17 protein-coding genes and 1 tRNA gene are annotated in these 24,622 nt (G+C 43.6%); 7 read left to right on the top strand and 11 right to left on the bottom strand.

Annotation, left to right across the window (positions count from 1 at the left end; all coding sequences use genetic code 11):
- Positions 1 to 55: 55 nt before the first annotated feature.
- From DSL64_RS14655 to DSL64_RS14645, 3 genes are all read right to left on the bottom strand, one after another.
- Positions 56 to 553, bottom strand: coding sequence for a hypothetical protein (locus DSL64_RS14655; RefSeq protein ID WP_115831666.1), 498 nt, complete (start codon positions 551 to 553; stop codon positions 56 to 58).
- Between the two features lie 72 nt (positions 554 to 625).
- Entirely contained in the window at positions 626 to 1,426 is an 801-nt protein-coding gene (locus DSL64_RS14650; RefSeq protein WP_374755832.1) for a (Fe-S)-binding protein, read from the bottom strand.
- A gap of 40 nt (positions 1,427 to 1,466) precedes the next feature.
- Complete coding sequence (locus tag DSL64_RS14645) at positions 1,467 to 2,801, bottom strand: 4Fe-4S dicluster domain-containing protein (protein WP_115831665.1); 1,335 nt, start codon at positions 2,799 to 2,801, stop codon at positions 1,467 to 1,469.
- A gap of 255 nt (positions 2,802 to 3,056) precedes the next feature.
- Between DSL64_RS14645 and DSL64_RS14640 the strand changes: the two genes are divergently transcribed.
- Positions 3,057 to 3,129 (top strand) — tRNA-Phe (locus DSL64_RS14640).
- Positions 3,130 to 3,400: 271 nt separating this feature from the next.
- On the opposite strand, the gene fabD is transcribed toward DSL64_RS14640, so the two are convergent.
- The 3 genes from fabD to DSL64_RS14620 all read right to left on the bottom strand — a co-directional run bounded on the left by fabD (position 3,401) and on the right by DSL64_RS14620 (position 10,412).
- On the bottom strand, positions 3,401 to 4,279 hold the full coding sequence (gene fabD, locus DSL64_RS14630) for an ACP S-malonyltransferase (RefSeq protein ID WP_115831664.1): 879 nt from the start codon (positions 4,277 to 4,279) through the stop codon (positions 3,401 to 3,403).
- A gap of 108 nt (positions 4,280 to 4,387) precedes the next feature.
- Entirely contained in the window at positions 4,388 to 7,267 is a 2,880-nt protein-coding gene (locus tag DSL64_RS14625) for a T9SS type B sorting domain-containing protein (RefSeq protein WP_115831663.1), read from the bottom strand.
- A 262-nt stretch (positions 7,268 to 7,529) separates the two neighbouring features.
- Complete coding sequence (locus DSL64_RS14620) at positions 7,530 to 10,412, bottom strand: T9SS type B sorting domain-containing protein (RefSeq protein WP_115831662.1); 2,883 nt, start codon at positions 10,410 to 10,412, stop codon at positions 7,530 to 7,532.
- A 288-nt stretch (positions 10,413 to 10,700) separates the two neighbouring features.
- Here DSL64_RS14620 and DSL64_RS14615 point away from each other — a divergent pair, with 288 nt between their 5' ends.
- From DSL64_RS14615 to DSL64_RS14600, 4 genes are all read left to right on the top strand, one after another.
- Positions 10,701 to 11,372, top strand: a complete 672-nt coding sequence (locus DSL64_RS14615) for a succinate dehydrogenase cytochrome b subunit (protein WP_115831661.1) — start codon at positions 10,701 to 10,703, stop codon at positions 11,370 to 11,372.
- A gap of 62 nt (positions 11,373 to 11,434) precedes the next feature.
- Positions 11,435 to 13,423, top strand: a complete 1,989-nt coding sequence (locus DSL64_RS14610; RefSeq protein ID WP_115831660.1) for a fumarate reductase/succinate dehydrogenase flavoprotein subunit — start codon at positions 11,435 to 11,437, stop codon at positions 13,421 to 13,423.
- 116 nt (positions 13,424 to 13,539) lie between these two features.
- A complete protein-coding gene (locus tag DSL64_RS14605) occupies positions 13,540 to 14,292 on the top strand; it encodes a succinate dehydrogenase/fumarate reductase iron-sulfur subunit (RefSeq protein WP_199539402.1) in 753 nt (250 codons plus the stop codon).
- A 196-nt stretch (positions 14,293 to 14,488) separates the two neighbouring features.
- A complete protein-coding gene (locus DSL64_RS14600) occupies positions 14,489 to 15,922 on the top strand; it encodes an AAA family ATPase (protein WP_115831658.1) in 1,434 nt (477 codons plus the stop codon).
- 88 nt (positions 15,923 to 16,010) lie between these two features.
- Here the strand turns inward: DSL64_RS14600 and DSL64_RS14595 are convergent, their stop codons facing one another.
- The 4 genes from DSL64_RS14595 to DSL64_RS14580 all read right to left on the bottom strand — a co-directional run bounded on the left by DSL64_RS14595 (position 16,011) and on the right by DSL64_RS14580 (position 20,331).
- Entirely contained in the window at positions 16,011 to 16,628 is a 618-nt protein-coding gene (locus DSL64_RS14595; protein ID WP_115831657.1) for an OmpH/Skp family outer membrane protein, read from the bottom strand.
- 149 nt (positions 16,629 to 16,777) lie between these two features.
- A complete protein-coding gene (locus tag DSL64_RS14590; RefSeq protein WP_115831656.1) occupies positions 16,778 to 18,319 on the bottom strand; it encodes a YifB family Mg chelatase-like AAA ATPase in 1,542 nt (513 codons plus the stop codon).
- Between the two features lie 86 nt (positions 18,320 to 18,405).
- The gene (locus DSL64_RS14585; protein ID WP_115831655.1) at positions 18,406 to 19,254 is read right to left on the bottom strand and encodes a TIGR01459 family HAD-type hydrolase; all 849 of its coding nucleotides are present in this window, start codon (positions 19,252 to 19,254) and stop codon (positions 18,406 to 18,408) included.
- 33 nt (positions 19,255 to 19,287) lie between these two features.
- Positions 19,288 to 20,331, bottom strand: coding sequence for an aminoglycoside phosphotransferase/kinase family protein (locus tag DSL64_RS14580; RefSeq protein WP_115831654.1), 1,044 nt, complete (start codon positions 20,329 to 20,331; stop codon positions 19,288 to 19,290).
- A gap of 287 nt (positions 20,332 to 20,618) precedes the next feature.
- On the opposite strand from DSL64_RS14580, the gene DSL64_RS14575 reads away from it, so the two are divergent.
- A complete protein-coding gene (locus DSL64_RS14575; RefSeq protein ID WP_229217095.1) occupies positions 20,619 to 21,545 on the top strand; it encodes a 1-acyl-sn-glycerol-3-phosphate acyltransferase in 927 nt (308 codons plus the stop codon).
- Positions 21,546 to 21,665: 120 nt separating this feature from the next.
- Complete coding sequence (locus DSL64_RS14570) at positions 21,666 to 23,201, top strand: IS1182 family transposase (protein WP_115831652.1); 1,536 nt, start codon at positions 21,666 to 21,668, stop codon at positions 23,199 to 23,201.
- Between the two features lie 139 nt (positions 23,202 to 23,340).
- On the opposite strand, the gene DSL64_RS14565 is transcribed toward DSL64_RS14570, so the two are convergent.
- The gene (locus DSL64_RS14565; RefSeq protein ID WP_115831651.1) at positions 23,341 to 24,396 is read right to left on the bottom strand and encodes a VOC family protein; all 1,056 of its coding nucleotides are present in this window, start codon (positions 24,394 to 24,396) and stop codon (positions 23,341 to 23,343) included.
- Between the last annotated feature and the right edge of the window lie 226 nt (positions 24,397 to 24,622).

The following is a 24,622-nucleotide window of genomic DNA, read 5'->3' as shown; positions in this document are numbered from 1 at the left end:
CGGAAGTTTTAAGTAATAAGGCAAAATTAGACAGCGATACTTTTCTTTCAAAACCTCAAACGGGCTGATCGGAGAAATAACGCGCCAGCCAGGTGTGGGAAGCCGGAGATTTCCATCTGTTGAGCCATTGCGCTTTGGTGGCTATCTGGTTGTCAAAAACGGTGGTAGAGGCAGTGATCGTTTCCTCAGTAACTGCCTGTTTGATTTTTGAGACAGGAATGGTTACTACCTGATCCTGTTCGTTAATGTAGGCCAAAGAACGATCAAAAAAATCTACATTCATCTGGCTGCCGATTTGCTGAAGCCAGTGCACAGATTTGTCGATGGAACATCCGCTTGGCATTTCGTCACGCTCATCTACACCGATTACTACAAAACGATGTTCGAATACTTTGCCCGAGGCTGTCAGTGGTTTTCCATGCGCGTCCCAGTTATCCAGTGCCGATTTTAATGTTTCGGTCAATACTGCAGTTTCATCTTTGGTAAGCTCACGATTTGCCTGATAGATCCAGACACGTGCTTCAAGGTCAAGGTCGCTGAATGGTATATACATTGTTTTAATGCTTTATGTAAAATCTAAACTGAAAATAAAACAGTGCCAGGCGGGACTAAGTTTCTGTGCACCTTATAATCCTTCTGCCTGAGCAATCAGCTCTGCCAGGTCAAAGACACGTACATGCTCTTCTTTTTCTTTGTTTTTTACGCCGTCGGTCATCATTACCATACAGAACGGACAAGCCACAGCAATCGTATCCGCACCCGTGGAAAGCGCCTCTTCAATACGTTCAACATTGATATCTTTCCGGCCGTGTTCAGGTTCTTTGAACATTTGAGCCCCTCCCGCTCCGCAGCATAGCCCTTTGGTACGGCAACGTTTCATTTCAACTAAGTCCGCATCCAGAGCCTCCAGAACATGGCGGGGAGCTTCGTAAATATCATTGGCACGCCCGAGATAACAGGAATCATGAAAAGTGATTTTCCTTCCTTTGAAAGACTCTCCTCCTTCGATACGCACCCGACCTTCATTGATTAGCTGCTGAAGGTATTCGGAATGATGCACGACTTCGTAGTTGCCGCCCAGTTCGGGATATTCGTTTTTGAGTGTATTAAAGCAGTGCGGACAGGCTGTCACGATCTTTTTAACGCCATACATATCCAACACCTGAATATTCGACATCGCCAGCATCTGAAACGTAAATTCGTTTCCGGCGCGTCGGGCAGGATCACCTGTGCAACTTTCTTCAGTTCCTAATACCGCAAATTTAACGCCTGCTTTATTCAGTATTTTTACAAATGCTACCGTCACTTTTTTGTAACGATCGTCGAAAGAGCCTGCGCAACCTACCCAAAAAAGAACTTCCGGCGTTTCATTGGCGGCAGCCATTTCTGCCATGGTTGGTACTTTATATGTTGATTCTTCCATCATGGTTTCATCCGATTTGAAGAGAGCGTTTTCTGCTCTTATTTTAACCTATTTTTACGGCGTCTGCCCAATTAAAACGATCTCCGGGTGAAAATTTCCAGGGCGCCCGATTGGTATCCAGATTCTGAAACATCATATTCCAGGAAGCAGGTGCTTTGGATTCGTCCATCACCTGGTGCCTCCGAAGCTGTAAAATAATATCTAGCGGATTGATCAGGATCGGACATTCCTGCACACACGCATTACAGGTAGTGCATGCTAGTATCTCTTCTTCCAGAATGTAATCACCCATCAGATTTTTTCCGTCGGGAAGGAAGTTGCCGCCGTTAGCCTGCATGTTACGGCCGATATCCTCCAGACGGTCGCGGGTATCCATCATGATTTTCCGGGGAGAAAGCTTCTTCCCTGTAAGATTGGCAGGACAAGCCGCTGAGCATCGGCCGCACTCTGTACATGAATAAGCGTCCAGTAAGTTTTTCCAGCTAAGATCAGGAACATCTTTCGCTCCGAACCTTTCCGGCACTTCATTTGCAGAATCTGCCGGAGTCTCTAATCCAAGCATGATTTTTACCTCTTTGGTTATTTCCGGCATATTATTCATTTCGCCCTTTGGGGTAAGGTGGGAGAAATAAGTATTCGGGAAAGCAAGCGCAATGTGTAAATGTTTGGAATAGGTGAGGTATACAGCAAAAGCAAAGATGCCCAAAATGTGTAGCCACCAGGCTGTCCGCTCATATATGATCAATGTGGGTTCAGACCAGCCCGTAAACAATGGTTTGAGAAATTGACTGATGAGAAAATTACCTGTTTGCGTGTAATGTGTACTGCCCATATCCTGCAAAACTGAATCTGCCGCATTCATGGTGAGTATAGCGGCCATCAATACAATTTCGAACAGGAGAATAATCTTGCCGTCCAGAGCCGGCCATCCGTTCATTTCCCGATGTCTTGCGGGCTGAAATCGTTCTGTTTTGACAATAGTACGGCGAATAAGAAAAATACCGCAGGCGATCAGAACACCGGCTGCAAGAAACTCAAAAAATCCGATCAATACCGGATACAATGATCCGAGAAGAGGAGAAAATAGTCTGTGCTTACCTGATAATCCATCAAGAATAATTTCCAGTACCTCAACATTGATCAGAATGAAACCTGCGTAGACGATAAAATGCAGAAAACCGATCAGCGGACGGTCAAACATTTTCTTTTGACCAAAAGCAATGCGTAGCATAGTAGCAAAGCGACGCGCAGGCTGATCCGTACGCTCTTCGCTCTTGCCGAGTGAAATGGTACTCTTTATAAGTATTGCGCGCTTATATACCAGCCAACCTGTAGCTGCCAATACCGCTATGAACAAAATTTGACCCAATATTTCCATATAGGATACATTTATGATGCATGGTGAATATTATAGTATGCAAGCATACTATTTGACAAATATGAGAAAAATGTGTCTGTATAAATATTTTGTTACTGAAAAATTTATTTTTTCTATTTAAATAAAAGAAAATCAGGGCGATAGGGTATATGTAAAGGAGTAGAGATAAAATTTTTTGAAAAATTTCACTCAAATAGTTTGGAAAGCAAAATCAAACATCTAGTTTTGCAGTCCCAAAGGGAGCCAGTTGAGCCTGGTGATGTAGCTCAGTCGGTAGAGCAAAGGACTGAAAATCCTTGTGTCGGCGGTTCGATTCCGTCCATCACCACAGAAAGTAAGCCGTTGTAACGAAAGTTGCAGCGGCTTTTTCTTTGTTGTTCATTTTTGAAAATGATCGCAAAGTCGACTGAAAGCAGAAAAGCCCCTTATGTTTTCACATAAGAGGCTTTCGTTACTATTGTTGGCCGACAAGGACTCGAACCCTGAATGAGACAACCAAAATGTCCAGTGTTACCATTACACCATCGGCCAAAACCGTAAATAGTGCTGCAAAAGTAAGTAGGAGGATTTACTTTGTCAAGTATTTGGCAAAAAAAATTTTAAATACTTGATAATTCTACCGGTCCAGCGATCTTTTTAACCAATCCCTGAAGCACCTTTCCCGGTCCTGATTCGATAAATGATCCTGCGCCATCAGCTACCATTGCTTCCACCGATTGCGTCCAGCGAACTGGTGCTGTCAGCTGTGCGATGAGATTTTCGCGTATTACACTGATATCAGTGGATGGCTTTGCATTTACGTTCTGGTAAATAGGGCAGATTGGAGTCTGGAATTCTGCGGCTTTAATTGCTGCTGCCAACTTTTCACGGGCAGGCTCCATCAACGGGGAGTGAAAAGCACCTCCTACTTGCAGGAGCAACGCTCTTTTTGCACCGGCGGCTTTCAGTAACTCGCATGCTTTTTCAACGCCTTCAACGCTTCCGGAGATCACAACTTGTCCAGGGCAATTGTAATTGGCGGGAACTACGATTTCGTCAGTGATAGAGGCACAAATATCTTCAATGGTTTTATCATCAAGACCCAGAATAGCAGCCATCGTAGACGGACGGATTTCACAAGCTTCTTGCATAGCATCCGCACGTTGTGCAACCAGCTTCAAACCTTGTTCAAATGACAGACCGCCAGCTGCTACCAAAGCAGAGAATTCTCCAAGTGAGTGGCCTGCAACCATATCAGGGGCGAAGTTGGCACTGGTTTTAGCAAGCGCAACTGAGTGAATAAAGATGGCGGGTTGGGTAACGTTGGTTTGTTTCAACTCTTCATCTGTGCCTTCGAACATGATTTTGGTAATGTCGAAACCCAGGATTTCGTTCGCAGAATCAAAGAGCGCTTTCGCTGATTCAGAAGATTGGTAGAGATCAAGTCCCATACCTTTGAACTGAGATCCCTGGCCGGGGAAAATATATGCCTTCTTCATAAAATGTGTAGTGGATTACATTTCTGGTGATAAAAAAATAGCCTGACTCGTGAGAATCAGGCTACAAAGAAATTATTTTTTCTAATATAATTAGAAAGAATAATTTTTCTACCTAACGATTTGCACCCAACCTTTAATGATAGTTGGCTTAGGATTTCTGGTAGCGGATTCGAATGTTACGGACACTTCATAGTAGTATTGTCCCGCAGCGAGCTCTTTACCGGCATTTGTTTTACCGTCCCAGTTGATGTTTACATCTTTTGTTTCGTAAACCTGTGTACCCCATCTGTTAAATATTTTGCATTCTACAGACTGTACGAAAGCGGGACAGTCAAATGGTTTGAAGATGTCATTTTTATTATCACCGTTAGGCGTAAATACATTGGGCAGCACATACATCGGGCAGTTGTCTTTGCAAACGATATTGCTCGGTGCGCTTTCCACCCCGAAACTATTGACGGCTGTGACATAATAGCATCCTGCAAAAGAGGTAAGCCCGTTATGAGCAAATAAAGTTGAGAGCGGGATAGGAGGTGCAGTCACGGTTCCTACGAGCGCGGGGGTGTCGCCTTCATATCTTGCATAATACACCCTATAAGCATTCAGGTTCTGATCACATTCCTGTGGATAAGTCCATGAGAGATTGTTGGTGAAGGAATTCTGGTTACAGAAAATCTCCGGTGTTTTATTAAGTTCTGCACAATCCAGCGGGTCAATGACTAATACCGGCGGACATGGCCTTGTGGTATCCGAGGCTGTCAGACAAATGATTTGCGAGAAGTTGAGCAGATTATCCGGTTTGATCTGTCTGTCGTTGTAGGAGCCCAGTGTTTCTACTTTATAGCAGTAAGAAGTTTCCTTCGAGATCGTGACATTGATGGTTCCGTCTGCGGGGAATTTGTCAATACCGTCATCGATGTAAGTAAACGGCTGGCCGCCCTGTGTGGTGATGTCGTCAATTCTGTTGAATGTCCCCGGGTTGTCCTTATCCTCTCTGTAAATCCTGTGGACTGTACCATTGTTGTTCCATGGCACAAGTGCCGACCAGTTGAGCCTGATACTTGTCGGAATTGCGGCACCTTGTTCCAGTCTTACGCTGCTTGCGGGTTCGGTAACATCAACGATAGCGAGGCTTCCTGCCTGGGTGGTGGAATATTCGAGCTGATATCTGTATGCATTGTCAGTGGTGTTGAGCAGTTTGTCAACAAACAGCGTATCTGCCACAGCAGGATCAAGATTGGTACTGATGGTAGCGATTGTGGTGAAGTTCGTTCCGGTTTGTCCTGTTGCCCTCATGAGTTTGTATTGGGCCGGAACACCTGCACGAGACATCGGTCTGGTCCATCTGACAGTAATTTCACCGGCTGTCTGGCTTGTCTGGTCTACAGTAACATGTGTGATGACAGGCATGATGGTAGGCACTTCCAGACAGGCCATTTCAGAGGCAATACTTTCTCCACCGCCAACCAGGTAACCCGGTTCGTTAATATTGGCCCCTGGCCTTGGGAATTCGACAACGATCCTGTAGCTGTATGAAACCCCTGCTTTTAATCCAGTCTGGTTGTCCAGATAGGTGGTCTGGTTAATGGCAACCTGTCCGATTCTCTCGTAGCCTGATCCTGCGGGGATACCGGAGATACATACATCTTCGGGGATTTCCTTACATCCTTCGCTTCTGTAAATGGCGATTCTGGCACCCGGAATCTGGCATTGGTAAGTGTTCCAGTTAAGCCTGTAAGCAATACCGGCCGGATCTGTTGTAGCCACTGCGGTGAGATTAGTTGGTTTAGGTCCAAAAACGCGGATATTGAGCGTAGTCATGTCTACGAGTTTTCTGAACAGTGCCGCATTTCCTGAAGCGGCTGCGTCTTCTACTTTGAACAGTACACTATAAGGTTCAAGTCTGACGTGGTCACAGCCTGTCTGCCATGTAAATGTACCGGCGACCTGTCCGAGGGTTCCCTGCTGCGGGACTGTGAAAGTGGCATTCGCGGGTTTGACCAGAGTCGGGTCATATACCCCGCCGGTTGAAGTAAGCGTGAGCCTGTCTCCGTTTTTATCTGTTGCGGTAACGGGCTGACTGATTCTGGTACCTGCCTCGACGCATATATCATCCAGTGGATTGATGACTGGCCTGTCGTTTCTGGCATCTTCGACAATGATTTGCATATCCCGCACGATACGGCCGATCAGAAAGCCATCACGCCACTCTTCTACAACAAAAGCAATATTATAATATCCCGTTTGCATGGGAGCGTCCCAAATGATATCCCCTGTTACAGAATTGAGGCTGAAAGTAGCCGGTGTGGCTCCGGTTTCTGTATTTCCTGGAGCACCGATCAGGTTAGGGTCGTCATATTCAAGATTAATTCCTGATCCATTTACTCCGCTTCTTTGTGGAATAAACATTTTGTAGGAAAGACTGTCTCCATCTGCATCAAAAGCGCCTGGATTATGAATGTAGCGTTGGCCTACTGCAGCAAGATCAATAGGAGCATTTAAAAGTACAGGCGTTTGGTTTAAACCAAGGTTTGAGTTGATATTCAGTGTTGTACTTACGTAAAAATTAAGGTTTTGAGTAGGTTTAGGACCAATGTTGAGTACATTATTGTTTCGGTTGTCCTCCTCAAAGGATATACGATATTGACCAGTTCCGGGAAAAGTGTACTGGATGATGTATACATTTCGGGTACTGTTGTTTCCTATATTGACAATGGGTAGAATTCGTGGTGCCCGGAGCACAACAGATGCACCTGTTGAATTGACATTACCAATTGTAAATTCGGCAAAATCTTGTCGTTCAGCAGCAGTTGTTCCATTTACAATATCGAAGTAAGCAGTCAGCTTTATCTCATAGGTGGGTGAAGTTAGAGATAGCCTCCTCGCTGTGATTTCCCCTGCCCGGATGTGCGTGGCTTGTACTTTTGATGTGATAATAAAAAGAAGAAAACAGAATGAAATCTGCCAGTATCGTAAAAAGAAACGCATATAAATAAGTGTCTAATTTAGGACAGGGTTTTATCAGAATTGTGATGGGCGATCGCTGATCTCAATGATACTATGTAATTCGGAATCAGATACAATTTTGTTGCATTGTTTCTGATTCATTTACTATTGCAACGAAAATATAGTTAAAAATGTGTGTCAGTTAACCAATCCATCAGATATTACTTTCCGTATTAAATAAAAATGGGGTCTGGTCACTATGAAAAGTAACCAAACCCCATTTACATATCAGATATACTAATAATTATTTAACGATTTGCACCCAACCTTTAATGATAGTTGGCTTAGGATTTCTGGTAGCGGATTCGAATGTTACGGACACTTCATAGTAGTATTGTCCCGCAGCGAGCTCTTTACCGGCATTTGTTTTACCGTCCCAGTTGATGTTTACATCTTTTGTTTCATATACCTGTGTGCCCCATCTGTTGAATATTTTGCATTCTACAGACTGTACGAAAGCGGGACAGTCAAACGGTTTGAAGATGTCATTTTTGTTGTCACCGTTAGGCGTAAATACATTGGGCAGCACATACATCGGGCAGTTGTCTTTGCAAACGATATTGCTCGGTGCGCTTTCCACCCCGAAACTATTGACGGCTGTGACATAATAGCATCCTGCAAAAGAGGTAAGCCCGTTATGAGCAAATGAAGTTGAGAGCGGGATAGGAGGTGCAGTCACGGTTCCTACGAGCGCGGGGGTGTCGCCTTCATATCTTGCATAATACACCCTATAAGCATTCAGGTTCTGATCACATTCCTGTGGATAAGTCCATGAGAGATTGTTGGTGAAGGAATTCTGGTTACAGAAAATCTCCGGTGTTTTATTAAGTTCTGCACAATCCAGCGGGTCAATGACTAATACCGGCGGACATGGCCTTGTGGTATCCGAGGCGGTCAGACAAATGATTTGCGAGAAATTCAGCAATGTATCCGGTTTGATCTGTCTGTCGTTGTAGGAGCCCAGTGTTTCTACTTTATAGCAGTAAGAAGTTTCCTTCGAGATCGTGACATTGATGGTTCCGTCTGCGGGGAATTTGTCAATACCGTCATCGATGTAAGTAAACGGCTGGCCGCCCTGTGTGGTGATGTCGTCAATTCTGTTGAATGTCCCCGGGTTGTCCTTATCCTCTCTGTAAATCCTGTGGACTGTACCATTGTTGTTCCATGGCACAAGTGCCGACCAGTTGAGCCTGATACTTGTCGGAATTGCGGCACCTTGTTCCAGTCTTACGCTGCTTGCGGGTTCGGTAACATCAACGATAGCGAGGCTTCCTGCCTGGGTGGTGGAATATTCGAGCTGATATCTGTATGCATTGTCAGTGGTGTTGAGCAGTTTGTCAACAAACAGCGTATCTGCCACAGCAGGATCAAGATTGGTACTGATGGTAGCGATTGTGGTGAAGTTCGTTCCGGTTTGTCCTGTTGCCCTCATGAGTTTGTATTGGGCCGGAACACCTGCACGAGACATCGGTCTGGTCCATCTGACAGTAATTTCACCGGCTGTCTGGCTTGTCTGGTCTACAGTAACATGTGTGATGACAGGCATGATGGTAGGCACTTCCAGACAGGCCATTTCAGAGGCAATACTTTCTCCACCGCCAACCAGGTAACCCGGTTCGTTAATATTGGCCCCTGGCCTTGGGAATTCGACAACGATCCTGTAGCTGTATGAAACCCCTGCTTTTAATCCAGTCTGGTTGTCCAGATAGGTGGTCTGGTTAATGGCAACCTGTCCGATTCTCTCGTAGCCTGATCCTGCGGGGATACCGGAGATACATACATCTTCGGGGATTTCCTTACATCCTTCGCTTCTGTAAATGGCGATTCTGGCACCCGGAATCTGGCATTGGTAAGTGTTCCAGTTAAGCCTGTAAGCAATACCGGCCGGATCTGTTGTAGCCACTGCGGTGAGATTAGTTGGTTTAGGTCCAAAAACGCGGATATTGAGCGTAGTCATGTCTACGAGTTTTCTGAACAGTGCCGCATTTCCTGAAGCGGCTGCGTCTTCTACTTTGAACAGTACACTATAAGGTTCAAGTCTGACGTGGTCACAGCCTGTCTGCCATGTAAATGTACCAGCGACCTGTCCGAGGGTTCCCTGCTGTGGGACAGTGAAAGTGGCATTCGCGGGTTTGACCAGAGTCGGGTCATAGACCCCGCCGGTTGAAGTAAGCGTGAGCCTGTCTCCGTTTTTATCTGTTGCGGTAACGGGCTGGCTGATTCTGGTACCTGCCTCGACGCATATATCATCGAGGGGATTGATTACTGGCCTGTCGTTTCTGGCATCCTCGACAATGATTTGCATATCCCGCACGATACGGCCGATCATGAAACCGTCCCGCCACTCTTCGATCAGAAAGGCGACATTATATTGTCCCGGAGAAGCGGGGGCGTCCCAAACCAGATCTCCCGAGATCGGATCAATGCTGAAAGTGGCCGGTGTGGCTCCGGCTTCTGTTTGTCCGGGTGCGCCGATCAGGTTGGGATCCTCATAAGGAATATTTATACCAAAACCTGGTCTGCCCTCTTCCTGAGGTACATAAATTTTGTACGAAAGACTATCTCCGTCAGCGTCGTATGCATTCGGATTGTGAACATAACGTTGGCCTACAGCAGCCAGATCGATAGGTGGGTTGAGTAGAGTTGGTGTTTGATTCCTTCCGAGTGAGCTATTTACCAGAATTGTTGTGTGTACGTAGAAGTTGAGTTGGTCGGTGTTAATACCCTTATTCAGGTTAAGCGTATTCTCATTTCGGTTATCCATGGTCACAGAAATCTGGTAATTTCCTGTTCCGGGAAAGGTATAAGTTGTGATGTATTCGTTGACGGTCGTATTTAACCCAATGTCTCTTACCGAATTTCGGGCAACAGATTGTGAAACCCTGGCAGATGTGGAAGTAGCAGAGCCAAAATAGAAAAGGATATTGTTGGCTGCATCAGCAGCTGGTTTTCCTCTCTGACTCACGTCAAAATATGCGGTAAGTTTAATCTCGTAGGTAGGGGAGGTGTCAGAAATTCTGCGTGCGGTAATCTCTCCGGCGCGGAAGTGGGTAGCATTTGCCTGAAAGACAAAAAACAGGCACAAAAAAAACAACCATGATCTGAGCTGAAGGAGAGAATGCGTCATATTGAACTTGCTTAACAGATATCGGACTAAAACTTTAACGAAAAACAATGTAAAAACTGTGTACTATCCAAGTTTGAAACTGCATTTGTAGTAAACTCTTTTACACAGTGCGACAAACTTAGGTAAATGTCTGATACGGTAATATCGGGATTCTTAATAATGATTATAAATTATAAACAGGATGGGGAAAAAGCACTTTGATTTATTGTGTTGCAAATGTTTGTGCCATACCTTTGAATCGTTCTAAATATACCTCATTTTTTTGCACTAAAACCATTCGTGTTTTTTATGTCGTGGTTTACACAAACGTTAACGAGCTCCATCGGAAAGAAACTTGTGATGGCTCTTACCGGACTTTTTCTAATAAGCTTTCTGGTTATTCATGCTGGCATCAATGCCATGATTTTTTACAATGATGGCGGAGAGACTTTTACGCACTGGGGACATTTTATGGGTACCAACCCCATTATCCGTACCCTCGAAATTGGTCTTGTAGCAGGATTTATAATCCATATTGTAGACGGTCTGATGCTATGGAAATCCAACGCCGCTGCCCGTCCTGTGAAGTATGCTGTTAATAAAGCATCCGCCAACAGTACATGGTATTCAAGAAGCATGGGTTTGCTTGGTACTTTGTTGCTGATCTTCCTGGTTATTCATACTGCACATTTCTGGATTCCGAACCGTTCAAACCAGTTTGCTACAGGTGAAGAATTGAATCTGTATCAAATGATGCTGGAGATTTTCCAAAATCCGCTGGTCGTATTGATCTACGTTCTGGGATGTATTTCTCTGTTCTGGCATTTGCTGCACGGTTTTCAGAGTGCTTTCCAGTCACTTGGACTTAACCATGTGAAGTATAATGGTCTTATTTCATTTGTAGGTACAGCATTCTCCATTGTTATTCCTGCACTTTTTGCACTGATGCCTATTTCCATCTACTTTGGTTGGGTGTACTAATCAGCTGTTAAAAGCTCTTGCTTGAATTTAATTTTTCAGACTAATTAAAAGTAAAAATATATATGGCAACTTCATCTAGCCTGGATGCCAAAATACCACAGGGGCCGATTGAAACAAAATGGAGTAAATACAAGTCGTCGGTAGCTCTTGTAAACCCTGCCAATAAACGTAACCTTGAAGTCATTGTTGTAGGTACAGGTCTTGCGGGTGCATCTGCTGCCGCTACGCTTGCCGAAATGGGTTATAAGGTAAAAGCATTTTGTTTTCAGGATTCTCCACGCCGTGCACACTCAATTGCTGCACAGGGTGGTATTAATGCCGCTAAGAACTATCAGAATGATGGTGACTCGGTTTACCGTCTTTTTTACGATACGATTAAAGGAGGAGATTATCGAGCAAGAGAGGGAAATGTTCACCGCCTTGCAGAGGTTTCCGGAAATATTATAGATCAGTGCGTTGCAGCGGGTGTTCCTTTTGCACGTGAGTATGGTGGTTTGCTTTCCAACCGTTCTTTCGGTGGAACGCAGGTTCAGCGTACGTTCTACGCGGCCGGGCAAACAGGGCAGCAGTTACTTCTTGGAGCCTATTCAGGATTGCAGCGCCAGGTTGGGATGGGTACAGTGAAAATGTACAACCGTCACGAAATGCTTGACGTAGTTAATATCGATGGTAAATGCCGCGGTATTATCGCAAGAAACCTGATCACCGGTGAAGTTGAACGTCACGGAGGTCATGCGGTTTTGCTTTGTACAGGTGGATACGGAAACGTATTTTACCTTTCTACCAACGCTATGGGTAGCAATGTAACTGCAGCCTGGAAAGCACACAAACGTGGCGCTTACTTCGGTAACCCATGCTTTACACAGATTCACCCGACTTGTATTCCTGTATCAGGAGATCATCAGTCGAAGCTTACTTTGATGTCTGAATCTCTTCGTAATGACGGACGGATTTGGGTTCCGAAGAAAAAGAACGATACCCGTCCGGGAAATGAAATTCCTGAGGATGAAAGAGATTACTACCTGGAGCGCCGTTATCCTGCTTTTGGTAACCTTGTTCCCCGTGACATTGCTTCGCGTGCTGCGAAAGAGAGATGTGATGCAGGTTATGGCGTAGGTAGCTCAAAACTTGCTGTTTTCCTTGACTTTGCAGCTGCTGTAGAGCGTTACGGAAAAGGTGAAGCAAACAAGAACAATATTGCTAATCCATCGAAAGAGGATATTACCATCTGGGGAAAGGCTGTCGTAAAAGAGAAATATGGTAACCTTTTCGATATGTATAAGCAGATCACAGGAGAGGATCCTTATGAGGTGCCTATGCGTATTTATCCTGCGGTTCACTATACAATGGGTGGACTTTGGGTTGATTATAATCTGATGACTACAGTTCCGGGTCTTTACGCTTTGGGAGAAGCTAACTTCTCTGACCACGGTGCCAACCGTTTGGGAGCATCTGCTTTGATGCAGGGACTTGCTGACGGATACTTTGTAATTCCTTACACAATTGGTTCATATCTGGCGAAAGAAATTGGAACCGGAAAGATTTCAACTGATCATCCTGAGTTTGTCAGGGTTGAGAAAGAAGTTACCGACCGTATCCAAACTTTGATGTCAATCCAGGGAAAAACTTCTCCTGAATTGTTCCACCGTCGTCTGGGTCAGATCATGTGGGAGAAATGTGGTATGGCTCGTAATGCTCAGGGTTTGAAAGAAGCGATTGTAGAAATTCGCGCGCTTCGCAAAGAGTTCTGGAAGGATGTGAAAGTGATGGGTGGCAAAAATGAATTCAACCCTGAACTGGATAAGGCCGGACGTGTTGCTGACTTTATCGAACTCGGTGAACTAATGTGCCTTGACGCTTTGACTCGTGAAGAATCATGTGGAGGTCACTTCCGTGAAGAGCACCAGACAGAAGAAGGTGAAGCACTTCGTGATGACGAAAACTTCATGTTCGTGTCTGCATGGGAGCACAAATTCGAGGAAGAATGGGAGCTTCATAAGGAAGAGCTTGTTTACGAGAACATTAAAATTGCCCAAAGAAGTTATAAATAACCGAGCTGTCGGCCGTCGGCTATCAGCTATCGGCTGGGCCACCCTGGCCTTTTGCTCCATTAATATTATTGGTTAACAATTAACCGTTAAATGTTAGAAAAATGAGTGCAGGTAACATGCATATTAAGCTTAAAGTCTGGAGACAAAGCAATAGCAATACAAATGGAGGTTTCGAAGATTACAGTCTGGATGGAGTTTCTCCGGATATGTCGTTTCTTGAAATGTTCGATGTTCTTAACGAACAACTTATAGAAAAAGGAACAGAACCGGTTGCCTTTGATCACGATTGCCGTGAGGGTATTTGCGGAATGTGTTCGATGTATATCAATGGACAGCCTCATGGACCTTTGAGAGGTGTTACGACCTGCCAGCTTCATATGCGCTCTTTCAACGATGGAGATACTATCGTTGTAGAACCATGGCGTGCAGAGGCTTTCCCGGTGATCAAGGATTTGGTTGTAGATCGTGATGCTTTCGACAGAGTAATTTCTGCAGGTGGTTTCGTGTCTGTAAACACTGGTAACGCCCAGGATGCAAACAGCCTGCCTATTCCGAAAGTAGATGCGGATGAATCTTTTGCTGCAGCTGCTTGTATCGGATGTGGAGCTTGCGTAGCGGCATGTAAAAATGCGTCTGCGATGCTCTTCGTATCTGCTAAAATATCTCAGCTGGCATTGCTTCCGCAGGGACAGGCAGAAAGAAGTATGCGTGCAGAGAAAATGGTAGCGCAAATGGATGCGGAAGGATTCGGAGCATGTACGAACACAGGTGCCTGTGCAGCTGAATGTCCAAAGGAGATCAGTCTGGAGAATATCGCTCGTATGAACCGTGAATATATCGGAGCTAAATTGTCGTCATCGAACGTATAAGTTCCTATAAATTAAAGATTTGAGTAAGAGGTGTCGTTGAATCGGCACCTCTTTTTTTGTTTTAGATTTTTTTGTAAAATTTATATCTAGCCAGAACTATATCTTTTTATATGGTTTTGGCTAGATATAAATTTTTATAAGTAGCCAAAATTGTGTTAATATTTGTACTTTTGGCTACTTATAAAAATTATAAAACATGGTGGTTGGTCGCGAAACGGAGATAGGAATACTGAAACAGGCTTTGCAAAGTACTGAGGCAGAGCTTATAGCTGTATATGGCAGGCGAAGGGTTGGTAAGACTTTCCTGATCCATAATGTATATGCGGACCGGTTATTGTTCGATTTTTCAGGTATGTATAATAGTACTATGCGGGAACAGTTAGAAAATTTCGGCAATATGCTTACCTCTGCTTCAAAAGCGAAAATTCCACTAGCCATACCGTTCAATTGGATACAGGCTTTTGAAGTTTTGAAAACATACATAACCCCGCTGCTAAAAAAACAAAAGTCTGTGATATTCTTTGATGAATTTCCTTGGATCGACTCTCGGAAATCAGGTTTTCTGGCAGCATTTGAGCATTTCTGGAATTCATGGGCTAGCAGGCAGAATAATCTTGTTGTAGTAATTTGCGGTTCAGCAGCATCGTGGATGATCCGGAAAATAATTAATAATAGAGGAGGGTTGCATAAAAGGATTACACAAAAAATCAGATTGCTTCCGTTTACGCTGAATGAAACAGAAGCGTATCTACATAGCAAACGAATAAATCTGGATCGTTATCAGTTATTGCAGCTGTATATGGTTCTGGGTGGGATTCCGCATTATCTGAAAAATGTGAAGCCTGGAGAAAGTGCAGCCCAAGTTGTGGACCGTTTGTGTTTTAGTAAAGACGGAATGCTGAAAAATGAGTTTGAAAATCTATACAGCTCGCTGTTTGAGCATTCTGAAAAACATGTTGCAGTAGTACGGGCACTAGGCAGGAAGCCTTCCGGATTAACGCGCAGCGAAATAATTGAAGCCAATAAATTAACATCCGGCGGAGCAATCACAAAACTACTCGAAGAGCTTTCTGAATCAGGATTCATTATGTCTTATGTTCCTTTTGATAAAATATCGAAAGAGAACATTTACAAACTTTCTGACGAGTTCTCCAGATTCTACCTAAAATTTATGGAAGGAAGTAAAGCCTTAGGGATGGGAACGTGGATTAAACAATCAGCAACAGCTTCCTGGAAGAGTTGGAGTGGGACTGCATTTGAAGGTATTTGTCTGAAACATACTGCGCAAATCAAAAAAGCTTTGGGAATATCAGGTGTGTATACTGAAGAGTCAGGGTGGCGCTATGTTGGGAGCAAAGATGAGCAAGGAAGTCAGATTGATCTGGTTATTGACAGACAGGATTTTTGTATCAATATCTGTGAAATGAAGTTCTCAATTGCGGACTTCGTTATTGATAAACGATATGCTTCTGACCTTCAGGAAAAACTTAATGTGTTCAGAGAAAGGACTAAAACAAGAAAAGCATTATTTCTGACAATGATTACAACATTTGGAACAAGGCCAAATGAATACAAGCTTAGCCTGGTGCAAAATGAAGTGCAAATGGATGCGCTGTTTGAAAAGCTATAAAAGGTATCTCTGTTAACCAAAAAACGAGGCACCCGATAGGGCACCTCGTTTTTTAAACTCAATGTCTATATGACTATAAAGCTGGATATTATTTCTTAGCAGTAGTATCCGCTTTTGCTCCGCCAGATGCTGCGTGCTCTTTGTTCAGACCTTCGATGATTTTCTGAGTTACATCCAGAGAAGGGTTTGCAAACAAAATTCCGCCACCCAAAGAGTAACCCAGAACGTATTCGTAGCCATTTTCTTTGTTGTATTTCTCGATGTAAGAACGAATGTTTTTGTAAAGCTGCTCATTCTTCTTCGCTTCTTCCTGTCCCAATGCTTGTGCAGCCTGATCGCGGTAAGCAACAAGATCCTGCTGTTTTTTCATCAATTGCGCCTCCGTTGAACGTGCTTGCTCAGGAGTCATTGTTTGTGCTTTTTGCTGGAAAAAAGCCACTTCGTTCTGAAGAGATCTTCCTTTTGTATTCAATTCATTTTCAAGTTGGAAGTTTTTGTTTTCCAATTCTTTTTTGGTCTCCTTGAAGAAATCATAGTTAGTCAGGAGTGAGTCAACCTGAACATAAACTGTACGACGGCCCGGAACAACTTGTCCATCGACTACCGCTGAGCCTGCCTCAGGTTTGTTTGAAAAGTGTAAAAAGAATAACACCGCAACAGCAAGCGTAAGTACGATGTTCCAAATCAGCGAAGTATTGTTGTTCACGTTCTTAATGTTTTATTGTTTTTTAGAAAGAGCCGCAAAGATAATGATTTGTGTTTCAAGGCATGCACAATGTTCATTTTTTACCATTTCAAAATGAAAATCCTTAAATCCTGGCAGATATTCAAAAGGTATCGGGCTAAAACAGCATGTTAACCTGCCCAGTTTTCCCTGTCCAGACTTCTATACTGAATCGCCTCAGCAAGGTGCTCTACTTTGATATCCTCGCTTCCGGCCAGATCTGCAATGGTACGTGATACTTTCAGAATACGGTCGTAGGCTCTGGCCGAAAGTCCCAATCTATCCATAGCAGTTCGGAGCAAAGCTTTACCCGGATCTCCGATCACGCATATTTCTTTCACCATTTCCGGTGTCATCATGGCATTGGAATAGATATCCTTTTTATCCTTGAAACGTTCGGTTTGTCGCTCCCGGGCTTTGATCACCCTGTCACGAATCTGCTGGCTACTCTCCGATTTACGTGTTGAAGCAATCTGATCGAAAGACACCGGTGTAACTTCCACATGAAGGTCAATTCTATCCAGAAGAGGTCCGCTGATTTTGTTAAGATATTTCTGAACAACACCGGGTCCACAGACACATTCTTTTTCAGGATGGTTATAGTATCCACACGGACAAGGATTCATACTGGCGATCAGCATAAAGTTGGCAGGAAACTCTACCGCCATTTTGGCTCTTGAAATACTTACCCGGCGTTCTTCCAGAGGTTGTCTCATTACTTCCAGCACTGTCCTTTTGAATTCAGGTAATTCATCCAGAAAAAGGACACCGTTGTGCGCGAGTGATATTTCTCCGGGTTGAGGGAAACTACCTCCACCAACCAAGGCCGCATCACTTATGGAGTGGTGAGGAGAGCGGAAGGGACGGCGGGAAACGAGTGTTGCGCGCTTTCCAAGTTTACCGGCAACCGAATGAATTTTGGTTGTTTCCAGCGCCTCGGGCAATGTCAAGGGTGGAAGTATACTTGGGATACGCTTAGCCAGCATGGTTTTTCCGGCTCCGGGAGGGCCAATCATAATGGCATTGTGTCCACCGGCGGCAGAAATTTCCAGTGCTCTTTTGATATTTTCCTGTCCCTGAACATGCTCAAAATCGGCATCATATTCGTTTTGACTGGTGAAGAAAAGATCACGTGTATCTACTATAAGCGGCGCTATTTCTTTAGTTCCTTCAAAAAAACCGATAGCATCTTCAAGTGTTTCGACTGGAATGATATCAATGTTATTGACAATGGCGGCTTCATGGGCGTTTTCGACAGGCAAGACAAAACCTTTGAATCCCTGTTTCCTTGCTTCAATCGCAATAGGTAAAACTCCCTTTATGGGTCTCAATATACCATCAAGAGAAAGTTCGCCCATGATCACATAATCTTCGAGTTCTTTCGCGCTTGTAAGCTGTTCTGAAGATTTCATGATAGACAATGCGATGGGCAAATCATACGCTGAGCCCTCTTTTCGGATATCTGCCGGCGCCAAGTTGACAACTATTTTCTGCCGTGGCATCTTATAATCGAAATATTTCAGAGAGGCTTCCACCCGCTGCTGACTTTCCCTTACGGCACTGTCTGCCAGACCTACCATAAAGAATCCAAGTCCTTGCCCTACAGTCACTTCAATAGTGATCATATTGGCGTCCACACCGTAGACGGCACTTCCAAAGGTTTTAGCTAGCATGTGTTAATGATTGTTGATGAATGAAATTGAGTGTAAGAATTGAAGGTAAAATTAAAACATTTTGTGAAAAGCAAAAGTGTTGATTATCATTCTACTACAGCCGATACGCAGATATACGTAGGGATGATTCCGGTTGCTCTGATACGTACTTCTGCATCTTCGGCTTGTGTATTTCCGGTCAGTACTAGGGCGGTATCAAGCCCGAATTTATTTCCACCCAAAATATCCGTCTGCAATGTATCTCCCACCATCAGAATCGAGCGTTTGTCAACATTCGGATAGTTTTTGATATGCTGATAAGCAAAAATGAACATTTGCGGATCCGGTTTGCCGAACCGGATAAACTGCCTGCCGATCGTATCTTCAATCATTTTGGCCAACGCTCCCACGGCAATGGATAGCCTGCTTTTCGAAGCCGGATAGGTTTTATCCGTATTCGCCACAATGACAGGAATGTTTCTTTTTCGCAGCAGATTAAGTGTTTTGGTCAAATCTGTATTCCAATCAAAACCTTCGTCATCCAGAAAAACAAGCGCATTAACATCTCCAACTGTATTCAGGTCAAGCTCACGGATTGACAAAGTTTTCAGGCCTGAAGTACCTATGTAATGCGCTGAATTGTCTGTGCCCAGATATGCCACCACCCCATCCCGGACTTTGTAGTCGAGATATTCCCTTGCGAGCATTCCTGAGGATATAATGCGATCGGGTGTGACGTCGTTAATACCCAATTTTACATATGATTCTGCCAGCTGTTCAGGACTTCTGGAAGCATCATTGGTAACTACATAAAAATCTTTATTGGTTTCTCTCAGATACGCAAACGTATTTTCTATTCCGGGAATGAGTCCGTTGTAGGTTTTCAACACGCCGAATGCATCGAAAAAAATAACATCGTATTTGGAAACTACAGATTTGAAATTGTCCAGTATCATGTGTCAGTATCTTAGGAGTGAATAGAATTGGTGTTATATCAGATTGAGGTGCTTCAGGATTTTGTCCTCGTCAAAACCCTCAATAGACGGAAAGTAAAGTTCATACGCCTCTTTCTGAAGCTTGGTGCAATACGACCGGTGGAAGAAATATTTTCCGTATTTGATCACATAGTTGAGAATAAAGAAGCGGTACGCTTCCTTGATAAACCGAACTTCACGTTCTGTAAGCGGGTATACTTTGTGGTATTCTTCGAGAAAAATCATGAACCTGTCTTCGGTAAGCGTACTCATCAGGTAACTGAATACGGTACGGTCGCCAACATTGGAAACGACTCTGCTGAAGAAGTAAAAATCCATGATTCGGGAGGATACCCTGAACCAGTCGTAATCCCAACGGGAGAAAAACTTAAGGTCATCAGTCACAGAAAAATTGCCAATATTCCAGTCAACAAAAACGGGCATGAGGTCAAAGCCACTTACATTGAGCCGCTGGATATTCTTCAAAAATACATCGCACTGTTTTTTTAGAATATGAATGTAGCCACGATGTTCGTACTGTCCGGTGTCCGTTTCCAGAATATCCAGTAAATGCTGAATGTCTGTTCTCAGGTTTTTGGAAGACTTTGGAATTGATTTTCCAGCCCTGAAACTGGCCAGGTGAAACTTCGCCGCTTCCTTCCCCAGTTGCCGGATCTGATCCTCATTGAGTCTTCTTGGAAGCCTGTTCATTGCCCGGATCGGGTTATAAAAAACTACCCAGGTATCCACAAAATCCTCCTGATAACGATAAGTATATACCTGATTATTTTTCATCAGGGATCTGGCCAACACATTTTCGTAAGGATACAGAAGATTGTTAGCCAATGTTTGTATGATGCGGTGATCTTCTTTGAAATGCTCGTATTTCCCAAAATAGGAAAGTTTGGCGATCACAACATCGTCATTATCCAGAGTGACTCTGAAAACGTGATTGGTCGAAACTCTGGCACTGATATCTTCAACAAATTTTACATCAATGGAACTGTCAAACCCTTCCCAGGCCTTTCTGATAATTGCCGGATAATCTTTTAAACGCATTGTAATGATGGTTGGGGTTTATGCCCGAATACTGTATTTTAAGGGACTTTTATTCCCGACAAAGGTACTAAACTCATATAGGATGGCTAAATGCATCTTTAAAGTAAATGATTAAAATGAAATAATCACATGAAATTTCAGGATTGAATCCAGTAGCTGTCAAGTACCATTATCAGGTTTGACTGCAATTCCCGATCTTTTGATTTAATTTTGCGCAAAACTGACCATCCGATATTTTGTTGTATTATTTCTCCCGATACCTTATTCGTCTGGCGCTACCCATTTTTTTGCGCCGTTTGATTGTTAAAAATGCTGGTAACGCATCTGGCAGGGGCCCATTTTTGCTGGCTTCTAATCACCCCGATTCTTTCTTTGATGCGGTGGTAATTGGTTCTGTATTGGATCAACCCATTCACACACTTACCCGAGGGGATGTATTCAAAAAGCCAGCTGCGGCTTTCTGGTTACGGCAAATCAACCTGATTCCGGTTTTTCGTGGGTCGGAAGGAAGGCAATATGTCAAGAATCATGACGTAACTACAAAGGAAAGTCATGATGCACTTAAGAAGGGCGATTCAGTAGTGGTATTTTCAGAAGGGGTATGTGTGAACGAATGGCGCCTGCGACCTCTTGGTAAAGGAACTGCCCGTATGGCGCACCATATCTGGTACGGCGAAGATGCGTTGCCTACAATGGAAGTGGTACCGACAGGACTGAATTATGAACATTTCAGAGGACCCGGAAAAAGAGTTGCTCTGAATTTTGGAAGGGGAATTAAGCAGACCGATATCAGTACTAGTCCGGATGAATACGAAAAATGGTTACGGGAGTTTAATGAAATTTTGGATGTTCGAATGAATGCTGAAATATTAACATTATCTCCGGATCTTTCTCGATCAGAAAGACAGCAGGAGTTGGATCGCTTTTTCGGAGGTCCGGCTATTCAGAAAAAGCCTAATCCTCTGCAGCAATTCTTAGGAATAGCAGGGCGTGTTATTCATCAGCCTCTTTACCAGTTTTTTGTTAAAAAATCAGCTAAGCTTACTGCCAGATCAGTGTTTTATGATTCTGTGTTGTTTGGTATGCTTGTGTATATATACCCACTACTCGTTGTGCTACTAGCCATCATAGCAGGGATTTTCGGAGGATTGAAAGCAGGACTTATCTTATTTGCTGGTTTGCCATTATTGGCCTGGGCGGGAAGTAAGTATTAAGGAAACATATACTTATGAAAAACAGAGAGGGTGTCTCAAAAAGGCACCCTCGTTTTATGTTTATCTGATTGTTTGTTTTTCTGAATTTGATTATCTTTAGATATAAGCAAATCAGGAAAAATGGGCCGCCAACAACCTACTTTCAAACCTTATAATCAGCATCAGTTGATGCTTTTACCTCCAAGTTTAGAGGAGTTAATCCCCAAAGATCACGCTTGTCGTGTGGTCAACGATGTTATTAACAAGATCAGTCTAGAGCCTCTCAACGCCGCCTATCATACAACCGGCTCTTCGAGTTATCATCCTCAGATGCTCTTGAAAGTGCTTGTGTATGGTTATGTAAGCAACATTTATTCGAGTAGAAAGTTAGAAGCGGCATGTAAGGAGAGTATCTACTTCATGTTTTTGAGTTCGATGAGCTATCCCGATCACAATACGATCAACCGGTTCCGTGGGGTACGTTTGAAAAATGCCTTACGCGCTGTTTTTGAACAGGTAGTCGAGCTACTTGCTGTGGAAGGCTTTTTGAGTATTGAGGAAGTGTATACAGATGGTACTAAAATTGAAGCCAGTGCCAATAAATATACTTTCGTCTGGAAAAAAGCCATTGCGACCAATAAGGAAAAGATGAAAAAGCAACTGGCACATATATGGGAATACGCCCAGAGCGTTGCTGCCAGTGAAGATAACCTGCCTGATCCACCAGACCTGACTACGATCAACAAGGAAAAAGTCCAGCAGACCGTTGATAAGCTTAATCAGGTACTAAGCGGGAAGGGCAATTTGGACAAAAAGATGAGGGCTAAACTTGGATATGTGACTAAGCATTATCCTGCCAATATCGAACGCTACGAAAAGCAAGAGGCTATTTTAGGTGAGCGCAACAGCTACAGCAAAACAGATCCGGATGCTACATTTATGCGTTTGAAAGAAGATCACATGAAGAATGGCCAGTTAAAACCGGCTTACAATGTTCAGATATCTACCTCCAACCAGTTTATCGTAAATTACTCAATCCATTCTAATACGACCGATACCAATACACTTGCAGAGCACATTGAGCAGCATGAAAACAGCTTTGGTGCTGCGCCAAAATGTATAACCGCTGATGCTGGCTATGGATCCGAAGAAAATTACACCTTACTGGAAGGGAAAAATGTAACGGCTTATGTGAAGTATGGCCTCTTTGATAAGCGTCAAAGCCGCAATTATAATAGCAAGCACCCATTCAGTGCAGACAAGCTTTTTTACAACGCAGCAGCAGATCATTATATCTGTCCGATGGGTCAGAAAATGCGTTATGTAGGTAATAGCAGACGCAAAACAGTGACAGGTTTTGAACAAACGGCCAGGCTCTACAAGGCGATTAATTGTCAGGGATGTCCGTTGAACGGTGTCTGTCACAAATCGAAAGGTGAAAGAATCATCCAGGTCAATGTCAATCTGGAAAGACTGAAAAAGCAGGCAGATGAACTGTTGAAAAGTGAGGAGGGTATTGAAAAACGAAAGAAGCGATGTTTTGATGTAGAACCAGTCTTCGGTAATATAAAAGGTAACCACGGTTTCCGCAGGTTTATGCTCCGCGGTAAGCAAAAAGTTGAGATTGAGTGGGGATTGCTTGCAATCGCGCAGAATATCAGAAAAAAAGCCGCTTAGAAGGGCTTTTTATTACACAATTCAACTACCAGTACCCTGAGCTTTTAATAGAACTTCATAAAAGCTAAATAATCATAAAAGACTGCACAACAAAAAGAGGGTACCCCAATTTTGATTTGAGACACCCTCTCTGTTTTTTTCAGTCTTTCACCCGGTTCAGACTGAGCAGTTTCAGCATCCAGTCGCCAAGTGGTTTTTGATTTTTGCGTTTTTGTATATCCAGAAACCATCCTATTTTTTTGAGAATAGGTAATTTATGCGTTTCAACAAGTTCAATGAGTGTCCCGTCCGGATCTTCTACATAGGCAAAACGTCCGGCTGCTGATTCCATACCAAATGATTCTTCACTGTCGACGGTAAATGGATATCCTTTTGACTCAATTTTCGTTTTCAGCGCCGGCATATCCAATGTATCAAAGCATAGGTGGATAAATCCGCAGTCGCCCCAATAACGGTTTTCGAAAAGTTTTTTAGGAGTGCGATCCAGGGCCTGCAGAAGTTCAATCTGTATATTTCCTAAAAGCTTGGAAAATGCACCTACCGGAGTGAATTTTTTTCTTAGTAAAACTCTGCGATAGCGCTGACCTGCAATAGAGGTAGGCAAATCTTCGAATACGCCCGTTTTGTCATAAACCATCTCCATAGGATCAAGCAGGTTACTGTAAAACAGCAGTGCCTTGTTGATATCCGAGACGCCGACTACCACACCTGAGACTCCGCCAACAGGATGTCCTGTTTTTTGAAACCATGAAGTGTCGCTCGTGATCTGATATATATTGCCGTAAGGATCGCTTCCCCAGAATCCTTCGCCTTCAGGTAATGCTACAAGCGGGCCTACTGCTTCTTTCGATTTACTCTTAACATGCTCATGTGCTTTCTTCACATCCGGAGCTTTGAAACGAATGGCATTTATTCCTAAATCTCCCAACTCCATTTTGAAACCAACCGGCTGAGAAACGCGGCTCGTAAATGACCAGATTTCCAATCCACCGCCACCAGCCATGTTAATGGCCAATGCTGCATGGCGCTGATGTACTTTGCCTCCGGTATATGGGGTCATCAAAGGAGCTTCAGCTTTGTCGTCAAAAACGGGTACGTCGAAACCCAGTACCTGGCGGTACCACTGCCATGCCGCTGGCACATTTTGAACGCCAACACCTACTTGTTGGATTCCTGAAATAAGTGGAGTACTCATGGATTGAGATGATTTTTAAAACAGATCGATAAAGGATCAGGCTGTAAGATACTGTACAAAGCCGCAATTTTACGAAAATAAAACAGGAAAATGATGGCACTTTCATAAATAGAATAAGTGCCTCACAGGCTTTTCAGGAAAGATGGAAAGAGCGTATATAGGTTGTATTGGAAGTAAGTAATTGAAAATTGGAAGACATAACGGTTGTAATTCTGATCATACATAA

Source organism: Dyadobacter luteus, assembly GCF_003383615.1.
GTDB classification, from domain to species: domain Bacteria; phylum Bacteroidota; class Bacteroidia; order Cytophagales; family Spirosomataceae; genus Dyadobacter; species Dyadobacter luteus.
This window is presented reverse-complemented; position numbering and strand designations above follow the sequence as displayed.